The sequence below is a fragment of the Streptomyces alfalfae genome, from assembly GCF_004127445.1.
Lineage (GTDB): Bacteria > Actinomycetota > Actinomycetes > Streptomycetales > Streptomycetaceae > Streptomyces > Streptomyces alfalfae.
Map to the genome: position 1 here is coordinate 40,717 of NZ_QEXM01000025.1, position 26,068 is coordinate 66,784.

The following is a 26,068-nucleotide window of genomic DNA, read 5'->3' on the forward strand; positions in this document are numbered from 1 at the left end:
CCGCGGCTCTGACGGCTTCCGCGGCTGCCGGGGCTCCCGGGGTCCTGGCGGCACCGCCGACTCCCGCGGATCCGGCGGCTCCGGCAACTCCGGCGGCTGCCGCAGCTCTGGCGGCTCCGGCAGCTCTGGCGGCTTCGACGGCTGCCGCGGCCCCGGCGGCCCTGGCGGCCTGGCGGCTCCGACGGCTCCGGCAGCCCCGGGCGGCTCCGCCACTCCGGCGCTGCCGCACGCGCCCCCCGTAAGGGCTAACCCTTGCCGGACGGCGTGGCGGACGCGCTCTTGCAGCTGTCCTGGCGGCCCATCGCCTTGCCGACCTCGCCCTCCTGCAGCTTCTCCAGCGCCCTGTTGCCGCTCTTGCTCAGCTTGTCCAGCTCGCCCGCGACGTCCTTGAGGCCGTCGGCGAAGTCCGCCTGGTTCTTCGTGTCCAGGCCGTCGACCTGCTTCTTCAGGTCTCCGTACGACTTGGAGATGGCGTTGAGCTCCTTGACGGCGTCGTCCGTCTTCTTCTTGCCGTCGTCGACCGGCGGGGCGCCCGCCTTCTTCACGGAGTCGCCCATCGCCTTGTAGGCGTCGGACATGTCCTGGAACGCCTTGGAGTCGGTCTTCTGGACATCGGTCGGCGAGCTGTTGTCCGAGGTCTCCTGCTGGATCGCGGCGTTGGCGTCCGCGATCTTCTTCGACTGCGGCTGAACGGAGTCACAGACCTTCTTGGCCCAGTCGTCCAGCTCCTTGTCGCCGTCGTCGCTGCTGCACCCTGACAGAGCGAGTACCAGTACCGCACCGCCGGACAGTGCGGCTGCAAGCTTCTTGTTCACCGGATTGGTCCCTTCCATGGCTCTCGGCCCCGGAACTTACACGCCAACTGGGCTACATCCGCATGCCGAGGGTCCGCTACTACCCCTATTGCAGCCATTTGCACCAAGCGGGAGAGGGCCTGGAGCGGGAGAGAAGCCTCACGGTTGCGCGTGCGCGTGACGGACCGTCGGGAGGGGCCACGCAGACGAGGGGCACAACCGCGCAGAGGCGGGGGCGGGACCATATAGACGTGTGGGCGGACGGCGCGTCAAGAAGCGCCGTCCGCCCACACGTTGAGCAGGCTTCCGGAAGGGTCAGGAGACGATCGCCGGATCGGCCGGCTTGGCGGCCCGCTCGGAGTTGCCCTCGTCGCCCACGGCGATGCCGCGCCGCTTGGAGACGTAGACCGCGCCGACGATGACCGCGATGGAGAGCACCGCGATCAGCACCCGCATGCCGACGCTGGCGTCCTCCCCGTAGCTGAACTTGATGACCGCGGGCGCGATGAGCAGCGCCACCAGGTTCATCACCTTCAGCAGGGGGTTGATCGCCGGGCCTGCGGTGTCCTTGAACGGGTCGCCCACGGTGTCGCCGATGACCACCGCGGCGTGGGCCTCGCTCCCCTTGCCGCCGTGATGGCCGTCCTCGACAAGCTTCTTCGCGTTGTCCCAGGCTCCGCCCGAGTTGGCGAGGAAGACCGCCATCAGCGTGCCCGTGCCGATCGCGCCCGCGAGGAACGAGCCGAGCGCGCCGACGCCGAGCGAGAAACCGACCGCGATCGGCGTGAGCACGGCGAGCAGACCCGGTGTGGCCAGCTCGCGCAGCGCGTCCTTGGTGCAGATGTCGACGACGCGCCCGTACTCGGGCTGCTCGCTGTAGTCCATGATCCCGGGCTTCTCGCGGAACTGCCGCCGCACCTCGTAGACCACGGCCCCGGCCGACCGCGACACCGCGTTGATCGCGAGCCCCGAGAAGAGGAAGACGACCGCGGCGCCGAGGATCAGGCCGACCAGGTTGTTGGGCTGCGAGATGTCCATGACCAGGTTCATCGGGGCGCCGTCGCCGAGCTTCTCGCCGACGTCCCTGGCCGCGGTCGCGATGGCGTCGCGATACGACCCGAAGAGCGCCGAGGCCGCGAGGACCGCGGTCGCGATGGCGATGCCCTTGGTGATGGCCTTGGTGGTGTTGCCGACGGCGTCCAGATCGGTGAGCACCTGCGCGCCCGCGCCCTCGACGTCACCGGACATCTCCGCGATGCCCTGCGCGTTGTCGGACACGGGACCGAAGGTGTCCATGGCGACGATGACGCCGACGGTCGTCAGCAGGCCCGTGCCGGCCAGGGCGACCGCGAAGAGGGCGAGCATGATCGACGTACCGCCGAGCAGGAACGCCCCGTACACGCCGAGCCCGATGAGCAGCGCGGTGTAGACGGCCGACTCCAGGCCGATCGAGATGCCGGCGAGGACGACCGTGGCGGGACCGGTCAGCGAGGTCTTGCCGATGTCCTTGACGGGACGCCGGGTGGTCTCGGTGAAATACCCGGTGAGCTGCTGGATCAGGGCGGCCATCACGATGCCGATGGCCACGGCGATCAGCGCGAGCAGCCGCGGATCACCGTCGTGGCCCTTGATCGCCGCGTCCGTGACACCGTCCAGCTGCGCGTACGAGGACGGCAGATAGACGAAGACGGCGACCGCCACGAGGACCAGCGAGATCACCGCGGAGATGAAGAAACCGCGGTTGATGGCGCTCATGCCGCTGCGGTCGGAGCGCCGGGGCGCCACCGCGAAGATGCCGATCATCGCCGTGACGACGCCGATGGCGGGGACGAGCAGGGGGAAGGCGAGCCCGGAGTCACCGAACGCCACCTTGCCGAGGATCAGCGCGGCGACCAGCGTCACGGCGTACGACTCGAAGAGGTCGGCGGCCATGCCCGCGCAGTCGCCGACGTTGTCGCCCACGTTGTCGGCGATGGTCGCGGCATTGCGCGGATCGTCCTCCGGAATGCCCTGCTCGACCTTGCCGACCAGGTCGGCGCCGACGTCGGCGGCCTTGGTGAAGATGCCGCCGCCGACACGCATGAACATCGCGATCAGCGCCGCACCGAGGCCGAAACCTTCCAGCACCTTCGGCGCGTCGGCGGCGTAGACGAGCACCACACAGGAGGCGCCCAGAAGACCGAGCCCCACCGTGAACATGCCGACGACACCGCCCGTACGGAAAGCGATCTTCATGGCTTTGTGCGAGACGGCGGTGAGATCCTTTTCCGGCTCGCCCGGTGCCGGAGTGGCTTCTCGGGCGGCGGCCGCCACACGCACATTGCTGCGTACGGCGAGCCACATACCGATATAGCCGGTGGTCGCCGAGAACGCCGCTCCGATCAAGAAGAAGATCGATCGTCCGGCGCGCTGATTCCAGTCGTCCGCGGGCAGCAGCATGAGCAGGAAGAACACCACGACGGCGAATACGCCGAGGGTGCGGAGCTGCCGGCCCAGATAGGCGTTCGCGCCTTCCTGGACCGCCGCCGCGATCTTCTTCATGCTGTCGGTTCCCTCGCCCGCCGCGAGGACCTGGCGTACCAGCACGCCCGCGACGACGAGCGCCGCGAGCGCGACGGCCGCGATCACCATGACGATGAGACGGTTGTCATCCGTCAGTACTGCGGCTGCGAAGGTTGTGGGTTGGTCAATCTGATGAGGGGTAGAAAGCCCCGCCATTCGTCCTCCTTGACGCTTGACCTGAGCTCAAGATGTGGACGGATTGTAGGGAGCGGAACCTGATCAAAACAGAGCGCCGCTAACGCAATTGACCGGAGATTGCCCCTGAGCAAATGATCCGGGTCACCAGATGACCCTGAAAGCGGTAATGCCTCAAAACCGTTGACGAGCGATTTCCGAAAGATCGTCGATCTAACCCGAAATAAGATCACCCGAAGAAAAGCCCCTGTTCATGACGGGGATGACGGGGGTGTGGGCTTATCGGATCGATGGGTTACGCCATGGCCGTCGTGGTCGGCCGCGTCCGTCATGGTCGGCCGTGCCAGCGGTGTCCGCCGTGACCGCCGTGATCGCCGTGATCATCCCGGGCAGAGGGGATGGCGGCGGCCAGCGGGGGGTGTGGCGCGGGGCAGAGGCGACGACGGCAGGCGGAGACGGCCCGGTCGCTGCGGCGCGCGGACAGGCCGCGGCTACGCCCCGGGCGCTGTCGCCGTGCTCAGGAAAGGAACGGCCGCCGTGCTCAGGAAACGAGCGGCGCGGGGGTCGTCGGCCAGGTCATGCGGATCAGGCCACCGGACTCACCCGCGGTGACCTCGACGTCGTCCACGAGACCGCTGATGACCGCGAGACCCATCTCGTCCTCGCCGTCGGCCTCCGGCTCCTCGCCCTGGCCCGCCGCGCCGGGAACCCGGTCGCCGGGGGCCGAACGGGGTGCCTCGTCGCCGACCTCGATGGAGAACTGCTTCTCGTCCTCGATGAGTGCGACCCGCACCGGCGCCGTGACGCCGCCGGCCTGATGCAGTCCGACGGCGCGCGTGCAGGCCTCGCCGACGGCGAGCCTGACCTCGTCGAGCACGGCCTCTTCCACACCCGCCCTGCGCGCGACCGCGGCCGCCACCAGACGGGCGGTCCTCACGTGCTCGGGCAGCGCGCTGAAGCGGAGCTCGACGGTGGCCATACGTCCCCCTCGGACTTTCACGCGTGCTGTCAGGGGACCGGGCCGAGGCCCAGCCCCCTGCTGTACTGCCACACGGGCCAACGGCCCGGACGCCCGGCTGGTGCGCCGGACCTCCGTCGTCCGGCGCTCAGCCGCACGCCAGTCAGTCGGTGGCCGCGACCGCTTCGTCGACCGAGGTGTGAATCGGGAACACCTTGGTCAGACCGGTGATACGGAAAATCTTGAGAATGCGCTCCTGGTTGCAGACCAGGCGCAGCGAGCCCTCATGGGCACGCACACGCTTCAGGCCGCCGACCAGCACGCCGAGTCCGGTGGAGTCGAGGAAGTCCACGCCCTCCATGTCGACGACCAGATGGAAACTGCCGTCGTTCACCAACTCGACCAACTGCTCGCGCAGCTTGGGCGCGGTATACACATCGATTTCGCCACCGACCTCGACGACCGTGCGATCGCCGACGGTACGGGTCGACAGGGACAGGTCCACGGAACCTCCAGCACCTTGCTATCGAGCGGTCATCCCTCGGGACACCTCGGCAGAGCCCCCAGGACGGATCGCCAGCCGCGATGGCATTCAATCACTTACCGGCGGGCGTGCACGACGCCTTACGACCATTGTCCATCCCACCAGTGACACACTCGATGCCGATGGCCAACAATTCTCCCCCCGGAGAACCCTCTGCGGGCGCCCGGGCACACGCCTCCCCACGGGTGGTCCTCGACCGACTCACCGCTGGGCCGAGCCGTGCTGCGCGCGTCACTCATACGGAGCACATGCCCCCACGTGAGGCCCGGTATGCAGTCTGGCCCGACCGCATCCGGCCGGAGGTCATATCCGCCGTCCGGGCCGCGGGCATCGAACATCCCTGGGCCCACCAGGCACTCGCCGCCGAGCACGCGCTCGACGGCCATTCGGTCGTCGTCGCCACCGGAACCGCCTCGGGCAAGTCGCTCGCCTATCTCACCCCCGTCCTCTCCGCCCTCATGGACGGCTCCGAGGCTTCGAACGGGCGTGGCGCCACCGCTCTGTACCTCGCCCCCACGAAGGCCCTCGCGGCCGATCAGCGCCGCGCCGTCCGCGAACTGGCCGCTCCCCTCGGCAGCGCCGTGCGTCCGGCCGTCTACGACGGCGACACCCCCTTCGAAGAGCGGGAGTGGGTGCGCCAGTACGCCAATTACGTGCTGACCAACCCCGACATGCTGCACCGCGGGATACTGCCGTCCCACCCGCGCTGGTCCTCCTTCCTGCGCGCCCTGCGCTACGTCGTCATCGACGAGTGCCACACCTACCGCGGCGTCTTCGGCTCCCACGTCGCGCAGGTCCTGCGCCGTCTGCGCCGCCTCTGCGCCCGCTACGGCTCCGAACCCGTCTTCCTCCTCGCATCCGCCACCTCCGCCGAGCCCGCCGTGTCGGCGGAGCGCCTCACCGGGCTGCCGGTGAAGGAGGTCGCCGACGACGCCTCGCCCCGCGGCGACCTCGTCTTCGCCCTGTGGGAGCCGCCGCTGACCGAACTCCACGGCGAGAAGGGCGCGCCCGTCCGCCGCACCGCCACCGCGGAGACGGCCGACCTCCTCACCGACCTCACCGTCCAGGGCGTCCGCTCGGTCGCCTTCGTACGGTCCCGGCGCGGCGCCGAGCTGATCTCGGTGATCGCCCAGGAACGCCTCGCCGAGGTCGACCGCTCCCTCACCCACCGCGTCGCCGCCTACCGCGGCGGCTACCTCCCGGAGGAACGCCGCGCCCTGGAACGCGCCCTGCACTCCGGCGAACTCCTCGGCCTCGCCGCCACCAGCGCCCTCGAACTCGGCATCGACGTGTCGGGCCTCGACGCCGTCGTCATCGCGGGTTATCCGGGCACCCGGGCCTCGCTCTGGCAGCAGGCCGGCCGCGCGGGGCGCTCCGGCCAGGGGGCGCTGGCCATCCTCGTCGCCCGGGACGATCCGCTGGACACCTATCTCGTCCACCATCCGGAGGCGCTGTTCCGTCGGCCCGTGGAGTCCACGGTCCTCGACCCCGACAACCCTTACGTGCTCGCGCCCCACCTCTGCGCGGCCGCCTCCGAGCTGCCGCTGGTCGAGGAGGACCTGGCGCTCTTCGGCCCGGCCGCCGAGGAACTGCTTCCGCAGCTGGAGGCCGCGAGGCTGCTGCGTCGCCGCACCAAGGCCTGGCACTGGACCCGCCGGGAGCGGGCCGCCGACCTCACGGACATCCGCGGCGAGGGCGGCGAGCCCGTCCAGATCGTCGAGGAGGGCACGGGACGGCTGCTCGGCACGGTCGACGCGTCCGCCGCCCACACCACCGTCCACGAGGGCGCGGTCCACCTCCACCAGGGCCGTACGTATCTCGTGCGCCACCTCGACCTCCAGGACTCCGTGGCCCTGGTCGAGGAGGCCGCGCCGCCGTACTCCACGACCGCGCGCGACACCACGGCCATCGCCATCCTGGAGACGGATGTCGAGGTCCCCTGGGGCCAGGGACGCCTCTGCTACGGCTCCGTCGAAGTGACCAACCAGGTCGTCTCCTTCCTGCGCCGGAGGGTCATCACGGGTGAGGTCCTCGGCGAGACCAAGCTGGACCTCCCTCCCCGCACACTGCGCACCCGGGCGGTCTGGTGGACCGTCACCGAGGACCAACTGGACGCGGCCCGCGTCAATCCCGAGATCCTCGGCGGCGCCCTGCACGCCGCCGAGCACGCCTCCATCGGCATGCTGCCGCTCTTCGCCACGTGCGACCGCTGGGACATCGGCGGGGTCTCCGTGCCGCTGCATCCGGACACGCTCCTCCCGACCGTTTTCGTGTATGACGGCCATCCCGGCGGGGCGGGCTTCGCCGAACGGGCCTTCCACACGGCCCGCGAATGGCTGACGGCCACCCGCCAGGCCATCGCCTCCTGCGAATGCGAGGCCGGCTGCCCGTCCTGCATCCAGTCCCCCAAGTGCGGCAACGGCAACGAACCGCTGCACAAGCGGGGGGCGGTGCGGTTGCTTTCCGTCCTGCTGCGGGACGCGGGGGCGGCTTCGCCCCCGGGGGCGGCAACGGCTTCCGGTCCGGTGGCAGGGTCGGGGACGGCTTCGCCTCCGGAGGCAGGGTCGGGGACGGCTTCGGGTCCGGAGGCAGGGTCGGGGACGGCTTCGGGTCCGGAGGCAGGGACGGCTTCCGGGGCAGGGCCGGCCTCAGAGGCGGGGGCTGCTTCGCCTTCCGGGGCGGGGACGGCTTCCGGTCCGGAGGCAGGGTCGGCTTCGCCTCCGGAAGCCCCGGCGACTCCGGAGACGGGGCTGGCCTCAGAGGCGGGGATGGCTTCGCCCCCGGAAGCAGGGACGGCTTCGGAGACCCCGGTGGCTTCGCCTCCAGGGGTGGCGGCCTCGGACCCCGGGACGGCTTCGCCTCCGGAAGCAGGGACGGCTTCGGAGACCCCGGTGGCTTCGCCTCCAGGGGTGGCGGCCTCGGGCCCCGGGGCGGCTTCGCCTCCGGAAGCAGGGACGGCTTCGGCTCCGCCCCAGTAGCCGACGGCCGAATGGCCGATCGGGCCGGACTCGGCTTCGGGTGCCGGCCCCCGCGGCCACGCGACCCCCGGTCCTTCGAACGGCGCCGCCGGTCGCGGCCCCGCGCGGGACCTGACCCGTGGCGAGAAGGGGCCCACGGAGGCCGAGGCCGTCACCTCGGAGATCTCCCCCCGCACGGCGCAGCGCACCAGCCGCGCTCCCTGCGCCTCGGCCACCCTGCGCGCCCCCTCGCACGCCTTCGCGCTCCCCGCCGCCCAACGGTCCGCCGCCGCCAGCGCCGCCAGGTCCGCGGCCCCGCCCGCCCGATGCCGGGCCACGACGGCCTGCCCCATCGCGAGCACCGCCCCGCAGATCACGCAGAGCACGGCCATCACCACGGCCACCCAAACGGTCGCCGCCCCTCGGTCCCTCGCCGCCCCGCGCCAAGGCCTGCCCGTCATGCGCCCACCCCCACGCTCTCCTCCGCCAGCGCCACCGCCTCCGACCGCAGCCGCAGGCCGAGGCCCAGGGCCTTGGGCCCCGGGGCGTCCGCCTGGACCTCGACGCGCACCAGGTCGCCCTCCCGCCGCACCGATACCCGCGCCCCACGTGGCGCCGCCTGCCGTGCCGCCGCGACGGCGACCGCCTCCGGGTCCTGCCGAGCCGCGGCGCGCGCGCCGGCCCTCGCCGCGTCCACGCACTGGACCTGCGCACACGCGGCAAGGAGCGTCCAGAGCAGCGCCATGGCGAACAGGACCAGCGTCGGCAGCACCACCGCAGCCTCCGCCGTCACGAACCCCGCGTCCCGACAGCGGCCCCCGCCCTGGCCCCGCACCCGGGCCCGCGCCCGAAGCCAGGCCTCAGAACTGCGCATGGAGAGCCTTCTCCACGATCGACTGCAGCGCCGCCCTGACCTGACCGCTCGTCACGACCTTGTAGAGCAACCCGGCGAACCCCACCGCCGCGATCAAGCCCATCGCGTACTCGGACGTCACCATCCCCGCATCCCTGCGCGCCGCTCGAACCCGCCGCACCAGCCATCGCGCACTACCGCTACACCCATGTCCGAACACTTCTGACCTCCACTGATCCGCTCACTTGGTCACTGACTCGGTCACTCACTTGCTTTGCTCACGCGGCCCGCTGGGGCCCGCTCAGCCCGGTGTGGGCCCGTTCGGCCCGCTGAGGCCCGTTCGGCCCGCTGGGGCCCGCTCGGTCCGCTCGGTCCGCCCGGGCCCCAGCGGCCGAAACGAACACCACGCCTGCGTTCACCCCGCGCTCAGCAGCCCTTGCGCCAGCCCGATCACCACCGGCAGCACGCCGATCGCCAGGAACGCCGGGAGGAAGCAGAGGCCCACGGGAGCCGTCATCAGGACCGCCGCCCGCCGCGCCCTGGCCGTGGCCGCCCGGCCTCGCTCGGCCCGGGCGTCCGCCGCGAGGCGTGCCACCGGTTCCGCGGCCGGCGCTCCGGACTCGTCGGCGCGCTCCAGAAGGCGGGCCAGCGGTATGGCTCCCGGGATCTCCCGCAAGTGCCGCCAGGCTTCGCCCGGTTCACCGCCGAGCCGCACTTCCGCGGCCCCCCGCGCCAGCCGCTCACCCACCGGTCCCCGCAGCGACTCGCCGACCGCTCGGGCGGCCTCGACGGGGCTCGCCCCCGCGGTCACACATGCCGCCAGGAGGTCGGCGGCAAGCGGCAGTTGAGCCGCGGCCTCCTCGCCCCGCTCCCCGCAAGCGGGAGGTGACGCCCGGCTCCGCGCCCAACGCCATGCGGTGTACCCCGCGGCCACCGCCAGCACCAGCCCCACGCCGCCGCCCACCAGGGCGTAGACCGCGCCCGCCGTGCCGGTCACCATGAGCCAGGCGCGCGCCCCGCCCCGTACAGCCGGACGCCGCTTCGAGCGCTCCGCTGCCGGCGCCCCCACGCCGAGGGCCATTCCGGTCCGGTGCCGCTCCGTCTTCTCGCGTCGCGCGGCCAGCAGCGTCGACACCACCCACAGCACGGCCGCGATTCCCCACACCGTTACCCCCAGGCTGTGGATATCGCTCATCGCCCCTCCGCTCCCCGCACGATCCGCAGCGCCCACCACAGGCCGACGCCTTCGAGCACCGCGCCCACCGCCAGGCATCCGAGACCCGCGCCCGTGTGCAGCAGCACCCGCAGCGGCTCGGCTCCCAGCGCGCTTCCCATCAGCAGCCCGAGCACCGGCAACCCCGCGAGCATCACCGCCGTCGAGCGCGCGCCGGCCAGTTGTGCGCGCAGCTCCGCCCGTTGATCGCGCTCGGAACGCAGCGCCGCCTCCAGCCTTTCGAGCCCCGCCGCGAGACCGGCGCCGCGGTCGACCGCCACCCGCCAGCACGCCGCCAGGCCGAGCAACCCCTCGGCCCCCGGCTCCCGCGCCGCCTCTCGCAGCGCGTCCGGCACCTCCCCGCCGAAGCGCGCCGCCGCGAGAGCCGCGCTCCGGGCGCCCTCGGAGATCCCCCGCGAAGCCGCCTCACCGAGGGACAGCCGCAGCGCGTCCCCGGGCTGCCGTCCCGCCCGCACCTCGCTCGCGAGCGCCCCGCAGAGCGCGGTGACCGCCGCGCCGCACCGCTCCCGCTCAGCGCGCGCGGCCCGGGCCCGCCGCACCCGCCCGGCCAGTGGCACCGCCGCCGCTCCGGCCACCAGCGGCAGCACGGACGCCCCCAGAAGCGCCACCAGCAGTCCCGCCGCCAGGCACCACCACTCGTGCCGCACCCGCCCGCGTCCGGCCGCGACGAGCCGCCGCCAGGACCAGCCGTCCGTCTCGGCGGGCGCCGGGGTCGCGAGCACCGCGTGGACCCTTCCGGCGTCCTTGTCCCGGCCGCCGAGCAGCCAGGCGGCGCTGCCCGCGCAGGCCGCCGCCGCCCACATCGACGTACTCATGTCGGGTCACCCCAAGCAGCGCCTTCCAGCAGCGTCTTGAGCCGCTGCCACCCCGGCCCCTCGCTGAAGGACCGCGCGCCCCACCGCAGCGCAGGCACCGTCACCACCAGGCCCGACGGGTCCCGCTCCAGCACGTGCACCTCCGCGATGCGACGCCTCCCCTGCCGGTCGCGCACCAGGTGGATCACCACCGACAGGGCCGCGGCCAGCTGGCTGTGCAGCGCCGTCCTGTCGAGCCCCGCGGCCGTCCCCAGGGCTTCGAGCCGGGCGGGCACGTCACCGGCGGCATTGGCGTGGACGGTGCCGGAACCGTCGTGCCCCGTATTGAGCGCGGCCAGCAGATGGACCACCTCCGCGCCCCGCACCTCGCCGACGACCAACCGGTCGGGCCGCATGCGGAGAGCCTGGCGGACCAGGTCGTCCAGGCCGACGTGGCCGGCGCCCTCCTGGTTCGCGGACCGGGATTCCAGACGGACCACGTGCGGGTGGTCGGGGCGCAGCTCCGCGGAGTCCTCGGCAAGCACGATCCGCTCCCCGGGCCCGACGAGGCCGAGCAGCGCGCTCAGCAGGGTCGTTTTGCCGCTGCCCGTCCCCCCGCTGATCAGGAACGACAGACGGGCGTGGAGCAGGGCCCGCAGCACGCGGTCGCCGCCGGGCGGCACCGTCCCCGCCTCGACCAGCTCGGCGAGGGTGAAGGCGCGGGGGCGCACGACCCTCAGCGAGAGACACGTGGAGTCCACGGCGACCGGCGGCAGGACCGCGTGCAACCGGGTGCCGTCCGGAAGGCGGGCGTCCACCCAGGGCCGCGCGTCGTCCAGGCGCCGCCCCGCGACGGCCGCGAGGCGCTGGGCGAGCCGCCGCACCGCGTCAGCGTCCTCGAACGTGACCCCGGTGAGTTCGAGCCCGCCGCCACGGTCCACCCAGACCCGGTCGGGCGCGGACACCAGCACATCGGTCACCGAGCGGTCCGCGAGCAAGGGTTCCAGTGGCCCCGCTCCGACCAGCTCCGAGCGCAACTGCGATGCGGCGCCGAGCACTTCCGTGGCCCCGAGGACCCTGCCCTGGGCCCGCAGCGCCTCGGCAACCCTGGCCGGGGTCGGCTCCTTGCCGCTCTCCGCGAGCCACTGGCGGACCCCGTCCAGCATCCGCGCCCCGACGACGGCGCTCATACGCCACCGCCCACGGCGTCGACCGGCACCCTGCCCCAGAAGGCGTCACAGAACCGGGCGAGCGGCCCGCGCGCGAGCCCGCCCGGCGGCACCCCCGCCGCCTGCGCCGCCGCGAGGCCCGGCTCCCAGGGCGCGTCACCGACCAGCGGCAGCCCGAGGAGGCGGGCGACCTCCTCGGAGTCGAGCCCGCCGCGGCCCGCCGGGGCGCCACGGCCCGCTCCGGCGCCGATCACCACCCGCAGGTCCCGCAGCACCAGCCCCGCGGCCGAGGCGACCCGCCGGGCCCCGGCGACCGCCCGCAGCTCGGGCGGCACCACCAGGAGCCCCAGGTCCACCTGGGCCAACGCCTCCGCGACCGGTTCGTCCACCCGGCGCGGCAGATCCACGACGACCACGCCGCCGCGCCTGCGGGCCGCCGACACCACGGCCCGCACCGCTTCGGGGGCGACCGCCACCGCCTCGCCCCGGTCCCAGCTCAGGACCCGCAGCGCGTGCAGCTCCGGCAGGGACTCCTCAAGCGCCTCCCCGCCGACCCTGCCCCGTGACGCGGCGAACGCCGGCCAGCGCAGGCCGTCGGCCGTCTCGCCGCCGAGGAGGACGTCCAGGCCGCCGCCCAGCGGATCGGCGTCGACGAGCATCGTGCGCCGGCCCGCCCGCGCCGCGGTGACCGCGAGGGCGCAGGCCAGGGTGGAGGCGCCCGCTCCGCCGCGCCCGCCGATGACCCCCACGGTCAGTGCGGGCCGCCCCACGCCCTCCGCCACATCGGCGATGCGGTCCACCAGCCACTGCTCTCCGTCGGGCAGGAGCAGCACATGGTCGGCGCCGATCTCCACCGCGCGCCGCCAGACACCGGAATCGTCCTGATCCCGCCCAACCAGCACGACGCCACGCCGTCGGGCGGCTCCGCGCACCCGGTCCGCCGCGTCGTCGCCGACGAGGACGAGCGGGGCCGAATCCCACCCCTCTCCGCACCCCGGCCCCCCGTGGTGCACCTCGGGCCGCGCACCCGCCGCGGCGCACAGCCGCAGCAGGTCGTCGAGGAGCTGCACATCCTCGGTCAGGATCAGCGGTCCGCGCTGTCGCCCGTCGGACGACGCGGACCCGTCCCGCGCAATGACTCCACCCACGATCTCCATCCCCCTTCACCGCAAGCACCCCTGAATGGCGCACTCCGCATCGGCGAAGAACCGGACAAAGCAATCCGGCCATGAACTTCGCAAGCGGAACGCGTGGAATCAGCGTGCGGCGTCACCGGAAATCGTGTGGATCTTGCTCAATAACTGTGGACGAGGCGATGCCTGTGAATATTTCCGTCACCCATACCGGTGACGGAACGTCGGCTTCCCGCCGACTTCCCACAGGTCCCGGGCCGGCTTCCGGCCGACTTCCCCGGGGCTTTCACAGCGCAGCCCATCGACTACACACAGTGACAGTCTTCGGCCGCGACAGAGGACCGCGCGGAGGGCGGGAAGGGGAGCGGCGGAGCCGAAAGATGATCCGCGGAGGGCTCAAAAACCCATCCGGACATGCGACGACCCCCGCCGGGGGGGAGAGCGGGGGTCGTCCCCACGGTCCGACTCGGGGGGGGAGGAGCCAGACCGGGTTAGCACGGTCGCGAACGATCCGTGACTTCCATGGTGTACCCGAGAGCCTTCTCAGGCAAACCCACACGCCTCAGCTTACGCCGAATGGTGGGCCCCTATGCTCAGCATCGTGGAAAACCACTCCTTGCCTCGCACCGCCGCCTTCTTTGACCTGGACAAGACGGTCATTGCGAAGTCGAGCACGCTCACGTTCAGCAAGTCGTTCTACCAAGGCGGCCTGATCAACCGCAGAGCGGTGCTGCGCACCGCGTACACGCAGTTCGTCTTCCTGGCGGGCGGCGCGGACCACGACCAGATGGAGCGGATGCGCGAGTACCTCTCGGCGCTGTGCCGCGGGTGGAACGTGCAGCAGGTCAAGGAGATCGTCGCCGAGACGCTGCACGACCTGATCGACCCGATCATCTACGACGAGGCCGCCTCCCTCATCGAGCAGCACCACTCGGCGGGGCGGGACGTCGTCATCGTCTCCACGTCGGGCGCGGAAGTGGTCGAGCCGATCGGCGAGATGCTCGGCGCGGACCGCGTAGTGGCCACCCGCATGGTCGTCGGGGACGACGGCTGCTTCACCGGCGAGGTGGAGTACTACGCGTACGGACCCACCAAGGCGCAGGCCATCAAGGAACTCGCCCTCTCGGAGGGGTACGACCTGGACCGCTGCTTCGCCTACAGCGACTCGGCGACCGATCTGCCGATGCTCGAAGCGGTCGGGCATCCGTTCGCCGTCAATCCGGACCGCGCGCTCCGCCGCGAGGCGCTCACGCGCGCGTGGCCGATCCTCGACTTCCACCGTCCGGTACGGCTGAAGCAGCGCCTGGCCGCTCCGCCGCGGCCCGCCCTGATCGCGGCGGCCGCGGTGGGCGCGGCGGCCGCCGCCGCGAGCCTCGTCTGGCTCGCCGGCCGCCGCCGGGCCCCCGTGGGCTGACCCACTCCTCCCCGCACCCTCCCCGCGCCCGATTCAGGCGTATTTGAGAGTAAAAGTAAAGAAGTGCGGCCAGGACTTCCGCTCACCCCAGGACAGGAGTACAAAGGAGTCAACGGCCCGCGAGACCAAGGACATCCGAGAGGATCCCCTTCAAACGCAGTAACGGCCCCACGGACCGAAGCATGAACACCGAGCACCCACGCGACGTCGACCCGTCGATTACGGGCCAGCCGCACCAGGTGACGGGCAAAGTCCCGACCTGATGGGCAACATATCGAGGACGCTTGGTAACACGGTGGACATGCCAGCGGCGGTACGGCTCTCCGTACCGCCGCAACCCTGTCCAGGGCCCTGCGCCGCCCCCGTGTCCAGGCCTGACGCCGCTCCGCCCCCGCACTCCCGTCCGAGGCCCTACGCCGCTCCCCGCTGCAGCGCCTCGCAGACCGCCGTGGACTCCCTGACGCCCAGTTCCACCGCCTTGCCGCAGTGGGCGATCCAGGCCGCCACGCCCTCCGGCGTGCCGGACGCGTAGCCCTCGAGGGCCGCCGCATAGGCCGCCCGCCCCAGCTCCGCGTGACCCGCCTCCGCCGGGCAGACCGCCTTCGGGTCGAGGCCGCTGCCCACCAGGACGATGCGCTCGGCGGCGCGCGCGACGAGGCCGTTGCACGAGGCGAAGGGCCGCAGGGTGATCAGCTCTCCGTGGACCACGGCCGCCGTCACCAGGGCCGGCGCCGAGCCGCCCTGGATGATCAGCCGCGAAAGGCCCTCCAGACGCCCCGCCACCTCGTCGGCGTCCGGCAGCGGAAGCTCGATCAGCGGCTCATCGACGGACTCGCCCGCGAGGCGCGGACGCCCCGCCGCCTCGTCGGCGTCGGCCGCGGCGACCAGATGCAGGCGCGCCAGGACCCGGAGCGGCGACTGCCGCCAGATGGAGAGCAGCTGGCCCGCCTCGGCGGTCAGCCGCAGGGCCCCGCCGACCGCGCGCGCCTCGCCGTCACCGCTGAAGTCACTGCGCCTGCGCACCTCCTCCAGGGCCCACTCCGCGCCCGAGAGCGCCGCGGACCCGCGGGCACCCCGCAGGGCCGCCTCTGAAGTGACCTCATTGCTGCGGCGCCGCATGATCCGGTGTCCGTAGACCCGGTCCACCGCCTTGCGCACGGAGTCCACGGAGTCGGCCACGCCGGGGATCGTCCCCAGGGCCGCGAGCGGATCGGGTGTCGTACTCATGAGTACGACCCTACGTACTGAACGGCCGCCCTCCACGAAGGAGTGGTCTTCTTCACCCGAGCCACGCACGCGTGGTGACCAATCAGCTACGCTTCGTGATTATGAAAATCGCTTTCGTGGGGAAGGGCGGCAGCGGCAAGACCACCCTGTCCTCGCTCTTCATCCGCCACCTCGCCGCCACCGGCGCACCCGTCATCGCGGTGGACGCCGACATCAACCAGCACCTGGGACCGGCCCTCGGCCTCGACGAGACGGACGCCGCCGAGCTGCCCGCCCTCGGCGCGCACCTGCCGCTGATCAAGGAGTACCTGCGGGGCTCCAACCCGCGGATCGCCTCCGCCGACACGATGATCAAGACGACACCGCCCGGTGAGGGCTCACGGCTCCTGCGGGTGCGCGAGAACAACCCGGTGTTCGACGCGTGCGCGCGGCCCGTGGAACTCGACGACGCCACCGTGCGTTTGATGGTCACCGGGCCGTTCACCGAAGCCGACCTCGGTGTCGCGTGCTACCACTCCAAGACGGGAGCGGTGGAGCTGTGTCTGAACCACCTGGTCGACGGCCGGGACGAGTACGCGGTCGTCGACATGACCGCGGGCTCGGACTCCTTCGCCTCCGGCATGTTCACCCGCTTCGACCTGACGTTCCTCGTGGCCGAGCCGACGAGGAAGGGCGTCTCGGTCTACCGGCAGTACAAGGAGTACGCACGCGACTTCGGCGTGGAGCTGAAGGTCGTGGGCAACAAGGTGCAGGGCCAGGACGACGTCGACTTCCTGCGTGAACAGGTCGGCGACGACCTCCTGGTGACCGTCGGGCACTCGGACTGGGTGCGCGCCATGGAGAAGGGCCGCCCGCCCCGCTTCGAGCTGCTCGAAGAGGACAACCGCCGCTCCCTGCGGACGCTCCAGGCCACCGTCGACGCCTCGTACGCGCGAAGGGACTGGGAGCGGTACACGCGCCAGATGGTGCACTTCCACCTGAAGAACGCGCAGAGCTGGGGCAACGAACGGACGGGCGCCGACCTGGCGGGCCAGGTCGACCCCGACTTCGTCCTGCGCGAGCAGATGGTGGCCACTGCCTGAACAGGGCCGCCGGGTTCAGGACTTGTGCGCCGGAGCGCCCGGCACACCCTTCGGGGCCGGTGCGGGCTGGGCGGAGAGGTATCTCGCCCAGCCCTCCTTCGGGGCCTGGCCGACCGGCAGCTTCACCAGCCGCGCGAGGACCTTCGGGTCCTGCGCGTCGAGCCAGTCCGCGAGCTGGCGGAAGGAGACGCAGCGCACCTCGGACTTGGTGCACACCTTCTCGATGGTCTCCTCGATGGCGCGCATGTAGGTGCCGCCGTTCCAGGACTCGAAGTGGTTGCCGATGATCAGCGGGGCGCGGTTGCCTTTGTAGGCCCGGTCGAAGCCCTGGAGCAGGCCGTCGCGCATCTGGTCACCCCAGTACTCGTGCATGGAGGGGTCGCCCTGTGAGGTCGTGCCGGACTGGTTGACCATGAAGTTGTAGTCCATGGTGAGCGTCTCGAACGTGCGCCCCGGGACGGGCACGAGCTGCATCGACAGATCCCAGAGCCCGTCCTTCTTCTTGGGCCAGAGCTGGTCGTTGACGCCGCTGGTGTCGTAGCGGAAGCCCAGTTCGCGCGCCGCCCGCATGAAGTTCTTCTGGCCCTCCAGGCAGGGGGTCCGGGCGCCCACCAGCTCCTTGTCGTAGTCAAAGGGCAGCGGCTTCGCCCCCTTCATGCCCGTGTTCGTCTTCCAGGACTTCACGAAGGACTTGGCCTGCTTGATCTCGCTCTTCCAGTCCTCGACGGACCACTCCCCGACACCGCGGCCCGCGCCGCAGAAGTGCCCGTTGAAGTGGGTGCCGATCTCGTTGCCCTCCAGCCAGGCGCCGCGGAGCTGCTCCACGGTGTCCGCGATTCCCCGGCGGTCGTTGAAGCCGATGTCCGAGCTGCCCGTGAGGTGCCGCGGCGGCTTGTAGAGCTCCCGCTTCTTCTCGGGAAGCATGTACACACCGCTGAGGAAGTACGTCATGGTGGCGTCGTTCCGCTTGGCCACCTTGCGGAAGTGGGAGAACAGCTTCTGGCTGTCCTCCCCCGCGCCGTCCCAGGAGAAGACCACGAACTGCGGTGGTTTCTGGCCGGGCTTGAGCCGTTCCGGCCTCGGCAGATGCGGCTGCTTCCCGGTGTAGGCGGTGGACCCGTCCCCGATCAGCCGGACGGGGCTCTTGAGCGGGGCGCCGGCTCCCTTCTTCGCGCCGTGCGCGCCCTCCTTCACGCCGTTGCCGCTCTCGGCGCAGCCGGCCAATGCTGCCGCGCAGGCCACGAGGGCGGTGAGGCTCGCGGTGACTCTCCGGTTGGCGGCCATCTTCCGCCCACCTTCTTTCGTGCAAGTCGGGACAGAACAGACAGCAGCCTCGCCCGCAGGCCTGAAATCTCCGGTCCGACAAGCCGATAAAAGTTTTTATTCGCTCATCCGAGTGACCGTCTGCCCCATTTGCCCCGAAAATCCATCCACGACCTTTACTCTGCATTACGATTCGTTTACCGAGCGTTGATAGCTCCCCGCCGCTTTACGCCGTGACCCACGGCCGCGATGCCGTCCTCCGCACACCGCCGGAGGGCCCCTATGTCCGCGACCGCGCTGCCCCGGAGGAGACGGGAAACATGACTGCCTACGCCCCCACCGACACGACCGAGTCGATCCACGAACCGCGCGCCCACAAGCCGCACGCCCCGCCGCCCGGGAAGAGGTTCCGCATCGCGGGAGCCGACATCTCGGCGTCGCTCGCCGTCTTCCTGATCGCCCTGCCGCTCTCGCTCGGCATCGCCCTCGCGACCGGAGCGCCCCTGCAGGCGGGCCTCGTCGCCGCCGCCGTCGGCGGCCTCGTCGCCGGACGGCTCGGCGGATCGGCTCTCCAGGTCAGCGGCCCGGCCGCCGGCCTCACGGTCGTGACGGCGGACATCATCCACCGCTATGGCTGGCAGACCACCTGCGCCATCACCATCCTCGTCGGGCTCGCCCAACTCGGCCTCGGCTGCCTGCGGGTGGCCCGCTCGGCGCTCGCCGTCAGCCCCGCCGTCGTGCACGGCATGCTGGCCGGCATCGGCGTCACCATCGCCATGGCCCAGCTGCACATCGTGCTCGGCGGCACCCCGCAGAGCGCGGTGCTCGACAACCTCCGCGCCCTGCCCGCCCAGTTGGCCACCCTGCACCCGGCCGCCCTGTCGATCAGTCTGCTCACCCTCGTCGTCCTGCTGCTCTGGCCCCGCATCCCCGGACGCGCCGGGCGCATGACCCGCGTCCTGCCCGCCGCGCTGGTCTCGGTGGCCGTCGCGACCTGCTTCGCCTCCGTCACCCGGCTCAGCCTCGACCGGGTCGACCTGCCCTCGTGGCGCAGCCACGCGCTCGCCGGGCTCCCCGAGGGCCCCGTGCTCGGCATCGTCGCCGCCGTGCTCACCACCACCCTGGTGTGCAGCGTGCAGTCGCTGCTCGGCGCCGTCGCCATCGACAAGCTGACCTCTCAGCGACCCGAGCTCGACACCAGCGTGCGGCGCTCCGACCTCGACCGGGAGCTGCTCGGCCAGGGCGGCGCCAACATCGTCTCCGGCGCGCTCGGCGGCCTCCCCGTCGCCGGGGTCGCGGTGCGCAGTGTGGCCAATGTGCGAGCGGGAGCCGTCAGCAGGAACTCCACGATGCTGCACGGCGTTTGGGTAGTGGTGGCCGCGCTGCTCCTGGTCCCCGCCCTGGAGCTGATCCCGCTCGCGGCCCTCGCCGCCCTCGTCATGGCCGTCGGCATCCAGATGGTCAGCCTGAACCACATCCGCACCATCACCCGTCACCGCGAGATCGTCGTGTACGCGACCACCACCCTCGGCGTGGTCGTCTTCGGCGTCCTGGAGGGCGTGGCGCTCGGCATCGCCGTGGCCGTCGCCGTCGCGCTGCACCGCCTCGCCCGCACCCGCATCACCCACGAGAAGGTGGCCGGCGTCCACCATGTCCGCGTGCGCGGGCAGCTGACGTTCCTCGCCGTGCCCCGGCTCAGCAGGACCCTGCACCTCGTCCCGCAAGGGGAGGACGTCGTCGTGGAGTTGGACGGCTCCTTCATGGACCACGCCGCCTTCGAGTCGTTGCAGTGCTGGCAGGACGCGCACGCCGCGCACGGCGGCAGCGTCGAGGTCACCGGCCGCGCCGGGACCCGCATCGCCGAGCCCGCGAGCGCCGCGCACTCGTGCTGCCGGCCATGGACCCCGTGGCGCAACCACCACTGCGACCGCCCGCAGGAGGAGCAGGAGACGGGGCAGCCGCGCGGACACCAACTGGCCAGCGGCATCAGCGCCTTCCAGCGGAACACGGCGCCTCATGTCCGGGGCGAGCTGGCCAGGCTCGCCCGCGAGGGGCAGCAGCCCGCACAGCTCTTCCTGACGTGTGCCGACTCCCGGGTCGTCACCTCGATGATCACATCCAGCGGCCCCGGCGACCTCTTCGTCGTACGCAATGTCGGCAATCTGGTGCCGCCGCCGGGCACGGAGAGCGGTGACGACTCGGTGGGCGCCGCGATCGAGTACGCGGTCGACGTGCTGAAGGTGCGGTCGATCACGGTGTGCGGGCACTCCGGGTGCGGTGCGATGCAGGCCCTGCTCAGCATCCCGGAGGGCGACGCGCAGACCCCGCTGTGGCGGTGGCTGCGGCACGGCCGGCCGAGCCTGGAGCGGGTGGCCGCCCAGGGTGAGGACTGGGCGCGGCTCGCGGGACAGGCGCCGGCCGACCCGGTGGAGCAGCTGTGCCTCACCAACGTGATTCAGCAGCTGGAGCACCTGCGGGCGCACGAGTCGGTGGCGCGTCGACTTGCGGCCGGTGATCTTGAGCTGCACGGTATGTACTTCCACGTCGGAGAGGCGCAGTCCTATCTGCTGACGGATGGCTCCGGGTCGGGCAGGCCGCCCTACGAGGTCTTCGACCAGGTCTCGCCGACCCGTCCCGGGCCGACGCGGGCGGCGGCGCCACAGCTGTGAGACGGTTAAAGGTCTAAACCAATTTTCGGCAGACCCTTGTCACACCGGGTTGTGTCTGATGAGCTGTGGCTTCGGACACAACGGACACCCTGGGAAAGGGAGATGTCGTGAGCAACGAAAGCCTGGCCAACCTTCTGAAGGAGGAGCGTCGCTTCGCGCCGCCGGCGGAGCTGGCAGCCGCCGCGAACGTCACCGCGGAGGCGTACGAACAGGCCAAGGCTGACCGGCTCGGCTTCTGGGCCGAGCAGGCCCGCCGGCTGACCTGGGCCACGGAACCGACCGAGACGCTGGACTGGTCGAACCCGCCGTTCGCCAAGTGGTTCGCCGACGGAAAGCTCAACGTCGCGTACAACTGCGTCGACCGCCACGTCGAGGCGGGACACGGCGACCGTGTGGCGATCCACTTCGAGGGTGAGCCCGGCGACAGCCGGGCCATCACCTACGCCGAGCTGAAGGAAGAGGTCAGCCGGGCGGCGAACGCGCTGACCGAGCTCGGCGTCGAGAAGGGCGACCGCGTCGCGGTGTACCTGCCGATGATCCCCGAGGCGGTCGTCGCGATGCTGGCCTGCGCCCGCATCGGCGCCGCCCACTCGGTCGTCTTCGGCGGCTTCTCCGCCGACGCCATCGCCGCCCGCATCAAGGACGCCGACGCCAAGGTCGTCATCACCGCCGACGGCGGCTACCGCCGGGGCAAGCCCTCCGCGCTCAAGCCCGCCGTCGACGAGGCCGTCGGCCGCGCCGAGGGCGTGCGCCACGTCCTCGTGGTGCGCCGCACCGGCCAGGACGTGGCGTGGACCGAGGGCCGCGACGTGTGGTGGCACGAGGCCACCCAGAGGCAGTCCGCCGAGCACACCCCCGAGGCCTTCGACGCGGAGCACCCGCTCTTCGTCCTCTACACCTCGGGCACCACGGGCAAGCCGAAGGGCATCCTGCACACCTCCGGCGGCTATCTGACGCAGGCGGCCTACACCCATCACGCCGTCTTCGACCTCAAGCCGGAGTCCGACGTCTACTGGTGCACCGCCGACATCGGCTGGGTCACCGGCCACTCGTACATCACGTACGGTCCGCTGGCGAACGGCGCGACGCAGGTGATGTACGAGGGCACCCCCGACACCCCGCACCAGGGCCGCTTCTGGGAGATCATCCAGAAGTACGGGGTCACGATCCTCTACACCGCGCCGACGGCGATCCGGACGTTCATGAAGTGGGGCGACGACATCCCCGCGAAGTTCGACCTGAGCAGTCTGCGGGTGCTCGGATCGGTGGGCGAGCCGATCAACCCCGAGGCCTGGATGTGGTACCGGAAGAACATCGGCGGCGACAGGTGCCCCATCGTGGACACCTGGTGGCAGACCGAGACCGGCGCGATGATGATCTCGCCGCTGCCCGGCGTGACCGAGACCAAGCCCGGCTCCGCGCAGCGCGCCCTGCCCGGCATCTCGGCCACCGTGGTGGACGACGAGGCCAACGAAGTGCCCGACGGCGGCGGTGGCTACCTCGTCCTGACCGAGCCGTGGCCCTCGATGCTGCGCACCATCTGGGGCGACGACCAGCGGTTCATCGACACGTACTGGTCGCGCTTCGAAGGCAGGTACTTCGCGGGTGACGGCGCCAAGAAGGACGAGGACGGCGACATCTGGCTGCTCGGCCGGGTGGACGACGTGATGCTCGTCTCCGGGCACAACATCTCCACCACCGAGGTCGAGTCGGCGCTCGTCTCGCACCCGGCGGTCGCCGAGGCCGCCGTCGTCGGCGCCGCCGACGAGACGACCGGGCAGGCCATCGTCGCCTTCGTCATCCTGCGCGGCTCCGCCGACGCCGAGGCCGAGGGACTCGTCGCCGAGCTGCGCAACCACGTGGGCACCACGCTCGGCCCGATCGCCAAGCCCAAGCGCGTCCTGCCGGTGGCGGAGCTGCCGAAGACGCGCTCCGGGAAGATCATGCGGCGCCTGCTGCGGGACGTCGCGGAGAACCGCGAGCTGGGTGACGTCACCACGCTCACGGACTCCTCCGTGATGGACCTGATCCAGACGCGGCTCCCGGCCGCGCCCAGCGAGGACTGACCCCAGCGGGTCCGCGCGGACGACCGCGCCAGCGGTACGAGGAGGGCATCCGGCAGCGCGCCGGGTGCCCTCTTTCTCCGTAAAGTGAAGATCGCCGGATACGTCCCGGCGGCGCTTGGGTAGGCTGGACTCCGCGTCAAGACCGTGACAAGAGATCACGGCGGTCACGCGACACGTAGTACCCAGGTGCGCCGGGAAGTCTGGTCGGCATGTGCTCCGTCCTGCCCACCTGCCCGGAGGTCCATCCCCGTGACCGCGCCCGCCCCCCGCACCCGCCACAAGTTCCTCGGCCGCCTCTCCCTGCCCGAGCGGAACTTCGTCGCCGAAGCCCTGCGCACCGAGACCGTGGGCGGCGTCCTGCTGCTCGTGGCCGCGGTCGCCGCGCTGATCTGGGCCAACACGGCAGGCGGCTCGTACGAGGCGGTGCGCGGCTTCCACCTCGGACCCGGCTCGCTCGGACTCGACCTCTCCCTCCAGCACTGGGCGGCCGACGGACTGCTCGCCGTCTTCTTCTTCGTCGCGGGCATCGAACTCAAGCGCGAGATGGTCGCCGGTGATCTCCGCGACCCCAAGGCCGCCGCGCTGCCCGTGGTCGCGGCCCTCTGCGGCATGGCCGTACCCGCGCTCGTCTACGTCCTGACCAACGTCATGGGCGGCGGCTCGACGGCCGGCTGGGCCGTGCCCACCGCGACCGACATCGCCTTCGCGCTGGCGGTCCTCGCGGTCATCGGCACCTCCCTGCCGTCCGCGCTGCGCGCCTTCCTGCTCACACTGGCCGTCGTCGACGACCTCTTCGCCATCCTGATCATCGCGGTCTTCTTCACCAGCGACCTGAACTTCGCGGCGCTCGGCGGAGCCTTCCTCGGCCTCGCCCTCTTCTGGCTGCTGCTCAGGAAGCGGGTCCGCGGCTGGTACCTCTACGTGCCGCTCGGCCTGGTCATCTGGGGCCTGATGTACAACAGCGGCGTCCACGCCACCATCGCGGGCGTCGCCATGGGTCTCATGCTGCGCTGCCACCGCGAGGACGAGAGCGAGCCGCACTCCCCCGGCGAGCACATCGAACACCGGGTACGCCCTCTCTCCGCCGGTCTTGCCGTGCCGCTTTTCGCCCTGTTCAGCGCGGGTGTCTCCGTCTCGGGCGGCGCGATGGGCGACGTATTCACCCAGCCGGAGACGCTGGGCGTGGTGCTCGGGCTCGTCGTCGGCAAGGCGGTCGGCATCTTCGGCGGCACCTGGCTCGCGACGCGCTTCACCCGGGCCGAACTGAACGACGACCTGGCGTGGCCCGACGTGTTCGCGGTCGCCTCGCTCGCCGGCATCGGCTTCACCGTCTCCCTGCTGATCGGCGAGCTCGCCTTCACCGGTGATCCGCTGCTCACCGACGAGATCAAGGCCGCCGTCCTCGCGGGCTCCCTCATCGCGGCCGTCCTCTCCGGAATCCTGCTGAAGCTGCGGAACGCCAAGTACCGCAAGCTCTGGGAGGACGAGGAGCGCGACGAGGACCTGGACGGGATACCCGACGTCTACGAGCTCGGCAACCCGGACTACCACCTCCGAATGGCGGCCATCCACGAGAAGAAGGCCGCGGAACACCGCAGGCTTGCCGAAGTCGCGGGTGGGGAAAGCGAGGATGGCAACGGTCCGGCATGATCTGAGCAGACATATCTCAGAAGAGATCAGAAGAGAAAAAGGGGAGAACGCCATGAGCTCACCCGACGGCCCCGTCGGCGCCGAGCGCAGCCTCGGTCAGCTGGTCGCCACCGCGACCAGTGAGATGTCCGCGCTGGTGCACGACGAGATCGCGCTGGCCAAGGCCCAGCTGCGTCAGGACGTCAAGCGCGGGGCGATCGGCGGCGGCGCTTTCGGCGCGGCCGGCATGGTCCTCATCTTCTCGCTGCCGATGCTGAGCTTCGCGCTCGCGTACGGCATCCACACCTGGAGCGACTGGAACCTCGCCGTCTGCTTCCTGCTGTCCTTCGCCGCCAATGTGCTGGTCGCCGGGGCGCTCGCGCTGATCGGCGTCGTCTTCGCCAAGAAGGCCAAGAAGGGCAAGGGCCCGCAGAAGGTCGCCGCCTCGGCCAAGGAGACGGCCGCCGTCCTGGGGAACGTCAAGCCCCACGCGCGTTCCGTGAGCCCCGCGGGTGCGGTCGACGTCCGAGTCGGTGAGACGGGGGCCACTGTGGCACGCTCGTCCTCATGACGGACCCCGCCCCCCAGGACCAGGCCCTCGACGGCACCCCGCGGCACGGCGACGAACTGGCCCCCGCGCGGGACGTCGTCGCCCATTCGGCGCAACCCGCGCAGCCCTCGTCCGCCGTACGCGTCGACGGCCCCTGGACCCACCGGGACGTGGCCGCCAACGGGGCCCGCTTCCACATCGCCGAGATGGGCGAAGGACCGCTGGTCCTGCTGCTGCACGGCTTCCCGCAGTTCTGGTGGACCTGGCGGCACCAGCTGGTCGCGCTCGCCGACGCGGGCTTCCGGGCCGTGGCGATGGACCTGCGGGGCGTGGGCGGCAGCGACCGCACACCCCGCGGTTACGACCCGGCGAACCTCGCCCTGGACATCACCGGCGTCGTCCGCTCGCTCGGCGAACCGGACGCCGCGCTCGTCGGCCACGACCTCGGCGGATACCTCGCGTGGACAGCGGCCGTGATGCGGCCCAAGCTGGTGCGCCGCCTCGCCGTCTCCTCCATGCCGCACCCCCGGCGCTGGCGCTCGGCGATGCTCTCCGACCGCAGGCAGACCGCCGCGGGCTCGTACGTGTGGGGCTTCCAGCGGCCCTGGCTGCCGGAGCGTCAACTCGTCGCCGACGACGGCGCCCTGGTGGGGCGTCTGGTGCGGGACTGGTCGGGGCCCCGGCTACCCGAGGACGAGGCGGTGGAGATGTACCGCAGGGCCATGTGCATCCCCTCGACGGCCCACTGCTCGATCGAGCCCTACCGCTGGATGGTGCGGTCGATGGCGCGGCCCGACGGCATCCAGTTCAACCGCCGGATGAAGCGGCCCGTGCGCGTGCCGACGCTGCATCTGCACGGCTCCCTCGATCCCGTGATGCGTACGAGGAGTGCGGCGGGGTCCGGCGAGTACGTCGAAGCCCCCTACCGCTGGCGGCTGTTCGACGGCCTCGGGCACTTCCCGCACGAGGAGGACCCGGTGGCGTTCTCCACGGAGCTGGTGAACTGGCTGAAGGACCCCGAGCCGGACCGGTGAG

20 protein-coding genes and 1 pseudogene are annotated in these 26,068 nt (G+C 71.6%); 8 read left to right on the forward strand and 13 right to left on the reverse strand.

From position 1 onward, the window contains the following. Positions 1–245: 245 nt before the first annotated feature. The 4 genes from DCW30_RS09675 to bldG form a co-directional block, all read right to left on the reverse strand. Positions 246–833, reverse strand: coding sequence for a small secreted protein (locus DCW30_RS09675; protein WP_076685161.1), 588 nt, complete (start codon positions 831–833; stop codon positions 246–248). Positions 834–1,109: 276 nt separating this feature from the next. Then, entirely contained in the window at positions 1,110–3,512 is a 2,403-nt protein-coding gene (locus DCW30_RS09680; RefSeq protein ID WP_076685162.1) for a sodium-translocating pyrophosphatase, read from the reverse strand. A 520-nt stretch (positions 3,513–4,032) separates the two neighbouring features. Then, entirely contained in the window at positions 4,033–4,470 is a 438-nt protein-coding gene (locus DCW30_RS09685; RefSeq protein WP_076685163.1) for an ATP-binding protein, read from the reverse strand. Between the two features lie 142 nt (positions 4,471–4,612). After that, the gene (gene bldG, locus DCW30_RS09690; RefSeq protein ID WP_005475923.1) at positions 4,613–4,954 is read right to left on the reverse strand and encodes an anti-sigma factor antagonist BldG; all 342 of its coding nucleotides are present in this window, start codon (positions 4,952–4,954) and stop codon (positions 4,613–4,615) included. An 80-nt stretch (positions 4,955–5,034) separates the two neighbouring features. Between bldG and DCW30_RS09695 the strand changes: the two genes are divergently transcribed. After that, entirely contained in the window at positions 5,035–7,971 is a 2,937-nt protein-coding gene (locus tag DCW30_RS09695; protein WP_418347112.1) for a DEAD/DEAH box helicase, read from the forward strand. Positions 7,972–8,126: 155 nt separating this feature from the next. On the opposite strand, the pseudogene DCW30_RS09700 reads toward DCW30_RS09695, so the two are convergent. From DCW30_RS09700 to ssd, 7 genes and pseudogenes are all read right to left on the reverse strand, one after another. Next, a pseudogene (locus DCW30_RS09700) lies at positions 8,127–8,411 on the reverse strand (Rv3654c family TadE-like protein); the annotation flags it as partial. Further along, complete coding sequence (locus DCW30_RS09705) at positions 8,408–8,824, reverse strand: TadE family type IV pilus minor pilin (RefSeq protein ID WP_076685164.1); 417 nt, start codon at positions 8,822–8,824, stop codon at positions 8,408–8,410. The gene DCW30_RS09705 and the pseudogene DCW30_RS09700, both read right to left, overlap by 4 nt. Next, positions 8,811–9,023, reverse strand: coding sequence for a DUF4244 domain-containing protein (locus DCW30_RS37400; protein WP_076685165.1), 213 nt, complete (start codon positions 9,021–9,023; stop codon positions 8,811–8,813). Before DCW30_RS37400 ends, DCW30_RS09705 begins: the two co-directional genes overlap by 14 nt. 195 nt (positions 9,024–9,218) lie before the next feature. Beyond that, positions 9,219–9,998 (reverse strand): type II secretion system F family protein, encoded by a 780-nt coding sequence (locus tag DCW30_RS09715; RefSeq protein WP_076685166.1) that lies wholly within the window; start codon positions 9,996–9,998, stop codon positions 9,219–9,221. Further along, complete coding sequence (locus DCW30_RS09720) at positions 9,995–10,852, reverse strand: type II secretion system F family protein (RefSeq protein ID WP_076685167.1); 858 nt, start codon at positions 10,850–10,852, stop codon at positions 9,995–9,997. The genes DCW30_RS09715 and DCW30_RS09720 overlap by 4 nt, the downstream gene beginning before the upstream one ends. Next, on the reverse strand, positions 10,849–12,021 hold the full coding sequence (locus tag DCW30_RS09725; protein ID WP_076685168.1) for a TadA family conjugal transfer-associated ATPase: 1,173 nt from the start codon (positions 12,019–12,021) through the stop codon (positions 10,849–10,851). The genes DCW30_RS09720 and DCW30_RS09725 overlap by 4 nt, the downstream gene beginning before the upstream one ends. Continuing rightward, on the reverse strand, positions 12,018–13,157 hold the full coding sequence (gene ssd, locus DCW30_RS09730) for a septum site-determining protein Ssd (RefSeq protein ID WP_076685169.1): 1,140 nt from the start codon (positions 13,155–13,157) through the stop codon (positions 12,018–12,020). The genes DCW30_RS09725 and ssd overlap by 4 nt, the downstream gene beginning before the upstream one ends. Positions 13,158–13,722: 565 nt before the next feature. On the opposite strand from ssd, the gene DCW30_RS09735 reads away from it, so the two are divergent. Further along, a complete protein-coding gene (locus DCW30_RS09735; RefSeq protein ID WP_062774786.1) occupies positions 13,723–14,547 on the forward strand; it encodes an HAD family hydrolase in 825 nt (274 codons plus the stop codon). Positions 14,548–14,958: 411 nt separating this feature from the next. Here the strand turns inward: DCW30_RS09735 and DCW30_RS09740 are convergent, their stop codons facing one another. Then, positions 14,959–15,774, reverse strand: coding sequence for a Fic family protein (locus tag DCW30_RS09740; RefSeq protein WP_076685170.1), 816 nt, complete (start codon positions 15,772–15,774; stop codon positions 14,959–14,961). A 101-nt stretch (positions 15,775–15,875) separates the two neighbouring features. On the opposite strand from DCW30_RS09740, the gene DCW30_RS09745 reads away from it, so the two are divergent. Then, a complete protein-coding gene (locus DCW30_RS09745; RefSeq protein ID WP_076685171.1) occupies positions 15,876–16,856 on the forward strand; it encodes an ATP-binding protein in 981 nt (326 codons plus the stop codon). A gap of 15 nt (positions 16,857–16,871) precedes the next feature. On the opposite strand, the gene DCW30_RS09750 is transcribed toward DCW30_RS09745, so the two are convergent. Continuing rightward, positions 16,872–18,140 (reverse strand): polysaccharide deacetylase family protein, encoded by a 1,269-nt coding sequence (locus DCW30_RS09750; RefSeq protein WP_076685172.1) that lies wholly within the window; start codon positions 18,138–18,140, stop codon positions 16,872–16,874. Positions 18,141–18,439: 299 nt separating this feature from the next. Here DCW30_RS09750 and DCW30_RS09755 point away from each other — a divergent pair, with 299 nt between their 5' ends. The 5 genes from DCW30_RS09755 to DCW30_RS09775 all read left to right on the forward strand — a co-directional run bounded on the left by DCW30_RS09755 (position 18,440) and on the right by DCW30_RS09775 (position 26,067). Further along, entirely contained in the window at positions 18,440–20,788 is a 2,349-nt protein-coding gene (locus DCW30_RS09755) for a bifunctional SulP family inorganic anion transporter/carbonic anhydrase (protein ID WP_076685173.1), read from the forward strand. A 65-nt stretch (positions 20,789–20,853) separates the two neighbouring features. Continuing rightward, positions 20,854–22,854, forward strand: coding sequence for an acetate--CoA ligase (gene acs, locus DCW30_RS09760; protein ID WP_103557443.1), 2,001 nt, complete (start codon positions 20,854–20,856; stop codon positions 22,852–22,854). A 249-nt stretch (positions 22,855–23,103) separates the two neighbouring features. After that, positions 23,104–24,504, forward strand: coding sequence for a Na+/H+ antiporter NhaA (nhaA, locus tag DCW30_RS09765; RefSeq protein ID WP_076685174.1), 1,401 nt, complete (start codon positions 23,104–23,106; stop codon positions 24,502–24,504). Between the two features lie 52 nt (positions 24,505–24,556). Beyond that, positions 24,557–25,054: a phage holin family protein gene (locus tag DCW30_RS09770; RefSeq protein WP_062774770.1), complete on the forward strand. Its 498-nt coding sequence runs from the start codon at positions 24,557–24,559 to the stop codon at positions 25,052–25,054. Further along, a complete protein-coding gene (locus DCW30_RS09775) occupies positions 25,051–26,067 on the forward strand; it encodes an alpha/beta fold hydrolase (protein WP_234381537.1) in 1,017 nt (338 codons plus the stop codon). Before DCW30_RS09770 ends, DCW30_RS09775 begins: the two co-directional genes overlap by 4 nt. Position 26,068: the final 1 nt, after the last annotated feature.